A 3,839-nucleotide genomic window follows, 5' to 3' on the forward strand; every position below is an offset into this window, starting at 1 on the left:
AGCCATGATCGGGGTGGCCATGAGCAGTCTCATGCTCCGCCGCATCGCTCACCCGTAGCAATTCTCAAACGGGCACTCAGGTGAGCGTCATAAACTTCAGAGACAGGCTGATGACCAGCATAAGCCCGAATGCAATGTTAAATACGGGTCGTACGGTGGTCATATCGAACCCCTAAGAAACAAATACCAACAGTGACCCCGAGGATGAGCCAGCTGGCTATGGCTCCGCCAACAGGGCCATGCACCAGTTCATAATGCCAGGGATAAATCCCAATCAGGCTCATACGAGCAACGTTGACGCCAACAACCGCCGCGCAGGCTGCCAGAACCCACCCCAGATCGCGCAGTGAACTCGGGCGGTCCCGAGCCTTAGCCAGCGTGACCCAGCACAGGATCGCCAATGAGACGTTCGCCAAGGACGAACAACCTGGGGCAATCCACAGGTATCCTGAGCCATCGGCGAGTTCGATGGCATTGCCGACACGCTCCGTACCAACCAACCATCCGACAAGAACAGCATCTCCCTCCAAAATTGGGTTGCTCATCATGTAAAAGAGGAGCCGCGACCAGAACATGGGGAATGTGACGGCAAGGAGGATCCAGGCTCCTCGGGTTAGGAGGTTTGACCCCTGGGACGTGACAAGGAGGTAGATCGCCAAGCCTGAGATGATCACCCAACTCATCTCAACGACAGGCACAAGAAATGCCATAAGAGCACCACTAGCTACAATCCAGTCTGAAGGTTGCGCCGCTTGTGTCGGCGCTTGCAACAGCAATCTTATGCAGATTGCGAAGGCAGCCCAGACAATGATGCTGATCTGGAAAGTGCTCAACACCGCGGCGGTGATGCCGCTGCTGAGCACAGCCCCAACGAACTTCCCGCTGATGCCATTGGCAAAGCCGATCAAGGCAACCGCTGCAAACAGCTGATTGCGAGAGGCAAGTTCAGTCGTGCCGCTTATTGAATCGAGCTCGGCTTTGTCAGGGCATGGCACGGCTCCTACAGCGATGGCTGTGGAGGTGGGTAATTTCGTCACTGCTTCCTCCCAAGGGGAAGTAAAAGTTATCGATCCGGAAAGCTAAGGGTCAGTTGCTTCCCGGGCCGGGTTGTCAAAGAACAACAGGAGGCATTGAGGCGCTGCTATTCCACTGGCTTAAGGCTACGATAGTGTCACACCAGAGCATAGCCGCCTGCCAAACGCAGGAAGGGCAGTCCCGCCCAAACAATCCGGCCAGGATCCCCTTACTGCTCTTGTCGGGCGGACCCGAGGCACCACCCTTGCTGCAAAGGCAGAGACGGAGGTGATTGCAGCAAGAACGCAGTTCTTCCAGGACTACATCCATCTCTCCTATGGATAAAGTCAGCCCAACCATATAATTCATGGATGCTGACTAGGAACAGGCCCCCTATTCCAAAGATTTCTTTTTCTCCTTGGTGCTAATCACCTAGAGCAAATGCATCATGAGTGTGATTGGCGAAACCACACATTATGACACCTAAAATTTTCTTTCGCTGTGTCGGATGGCTGCTCTTCTCTGCAATTGCCGTTTTCACCCTCTCGCCGATTGGAATGCGCCCCTGCACTGGAGAGCAGCCGAGCTTTGAGCGACCTACTGCCTTTGCCACTATTGGAGCCGCGTTTTGCCTTGACTATCCGAAACACCGCCACTCCATCCTTGTGCTGCTGATTGGAGCCGTTGGTGTCCTTGAGGTCGCCCGAAACTATGTTCCGAGCCGCCATGCGCGTCTGCTGGGCAGGCTCGTGAAGGCATTGGACGCTGTCCAAGGAGCAGCTTTCACTACGTTCGTAGCCCGCTAATAGTAAGTCTTATTGATGGCTTCCGCGTCGCTGCCAGACTATCTCGATAGGCTACCTCGGATTTGCTGCGCTGCAATCATTACAGGAGTGTTTTTTCTCAGCTATCCCAAATACCACATCCTCCAGCTGATCATCGACTTAGTTGTGCTGCATGCTGCTTGGAGCGAGTTCAGAAATTTGCACCCGAACACCACGGTCTGCCTTGTTTGGTAGCGGAACGTTGTTGGGATCGGGTGCGTTGGGCAATTGAGAACTATACGTGGCGCTTCGATGGCTCGCGGCGCCCACCCCGTGCCTGGTGGAGGATCTGATGCACTCGCTTCATCCCCAAGCCCGCACCACTCCAGCCGTTCGCCAGGAGATCGCCCGCTCGAGAGAGCCCACCGGCATGCTGGCCCAACGCTTCAGCGTGAGCACGGACACCATCCGCAAGTGGCGCAAGCGCGGCGCATAGGACTGCCAGGATCACTCCAGCCGACCGCACAAGCTGCCCTGGAAAGCCACCGCGGAAGAGCGCGCCATCGTCTGCGCCCTGCGCCAGGCCACCGGCTTTCCGCTCGATGACCTCACCTTCGTGGTCAGCCACTTCCTGCCGCATCTCAACCGCGATGCGGTCTACCGCATCCTCAAAGCCGAGGGGCTGGGACGATTACCACCGGCCGAGCAGCGCAAGCGCAAGATCGGCACGTTCAAGGACTATGACCTCGGCTTCGTGCACATGGACATCAAGCACCTGCCCAAGCTGCAGACCGCCGACGGCGAGCGCCGCAAGCGCTTCCTGTATGTGGCCATCGATCGCTGCTCCCGCTGGGTGTATCTGGCGGTCAAGGACGACGAGCTGGCCACCAGCGCGGTCGCCTTCCTGAAAGAGGCGGTCTGCGCGCTCCCCTTCAAGGTCACGCACGTCCTGACGGACAGAGGATCCTGCTTCACGGCGGATGGCTTTGAACACGCCTGCCGCCAGCTGAAGGTGGAGCACCGCAGGACCAAGCCCTACACGCCGCAAACCAATGGCCTTGTGGAGCGCTTCAACGGCCGGGTGCAGCGCGAGGTGCTGGGCATTACCATCTACCGCCACCGGGATCTGGAGACGCTGCTCAAGGGCTTCAATCAGGCTTACAACAGTAGACGTCAGCGGGTGCTCAAGGGCGCCTCACCAGAGCAGGTTGTGCAACGGCGCCTGGCTGCCGAGCCGAAGCTTGTCAACCGCCGCTACAAGCCACCCGATTCAGACGCGTTGCCGCCAGCCCTCCAGGTCGTCGCTCACGCCAAGGAGGTCTCGCATCCAGACAGTCGACAAGGTCCGCGACATCGTCGGGCTCTATCTGAACCCGCCTGATCGGGCGTTGGTGCTGTGCGTAGACGAGAAGCCCCAGATCCAGGCCAGATCGCCTACTGCCCCGAGCGTGCCCATGCGCCCGGGTCAGGCTGAGCGTCACACGCACGATTACGTTCGTCACGGCACCACGGATCTGTTTGCGGCCCTGGATATCTGCTCCGGCCGGGTGGTGGGTGAGTGTCGGGCGCGTCACACGGCCCAGGACTTCCGCGCCTTTCTGGATACCATCGACCAGACGGTGCCGGAGGGGCTGGAGGTGCATGTGGTGCTCGACAACGCGGCAACCCACAAGACCCCGCTGATCCACCGCTGGCTGGCCCAGCGTCCGCGCTATCACCTGCACTTCACGCCCACATCCGCATCCTGGCTGAACATGGTCGAGGGCTGGTTTGCGCTGCTGACCCGACGCCAGCTCCAGCGGGGCGCCTTCCGCAGCACGCATGCCTTGGAGATGGCGATCCGCCGCTACATCGAGGCGAGCAATGCCGATCCCAAGCCATTCGTGTGGACCAAAACCGCTGGCGATATCCTCGACAGCGTCAAACGCTTCTGTCAGCGAACCTCTAACTCACACCACTAAGTACAGCATTGGAAGTTCTGTGGTATGTTGGGGTGTGGGAGCAGCCGGGAGGCCGCCATGCACCCCATTTGCCTGGATGCGCTTAGCCCAGAGCAGCTGA

Annotated in this window: 1 protein-coding gene and 2 pseudogenes; 2 read left to right on the forward strand and 1 reads right to left on the reverse strand. The window is 58.9% G+C overall.

Annotated elements, in window-relative coordinates:
* Positions 1-137: 137 nt before the first annotated feature.
* Positions 138-1,037 (reverse strand): hypothetical protein, encoded by a 900-nt coding sequence (locus tag JQC81_RS31955; protein WP_203275787.1) that lies wholly within the window; start codon positions 1,035-1,037, stop codon positions 138-140.
* Between the two features lie 1,093 nt (positions 1,038-2,130).
* Between JQC81_RS31955 and JQC81_RS31960 the strand changes: the two are divergent.
* Both JQC81_RS31960 and JQC81_RS31965 read left to right on the forward strand, forming a co-directional pair.
* Positions 2,131-3,159 (forward strand): annotated as a pseudogene (locus tag JQC81_RS31960) (IS481 family transposase).
* Positions 3,065-3,739, forward strand: a pseudogene (locus JQC81_RS31965) (IS630 family transposase); the annotation flags it as partial. The pseudogenes JQC81_RS31960 and JQC81_RS31965, both read left to right, overlap by 95 nt.
* Between the last annotated feature and the right edge of the window lie 100 nt (positions 3,740-3,839).

Source organism: Microvirga arabica (assembly GCF_016811235.1).
GTDB classification, from domain to species: Bacteria; Pseudomonadota; Alphaproteobacteria; order Rhizobiales; family Beijerinckiaceae; genus Microvirga; species Microvirga arabica.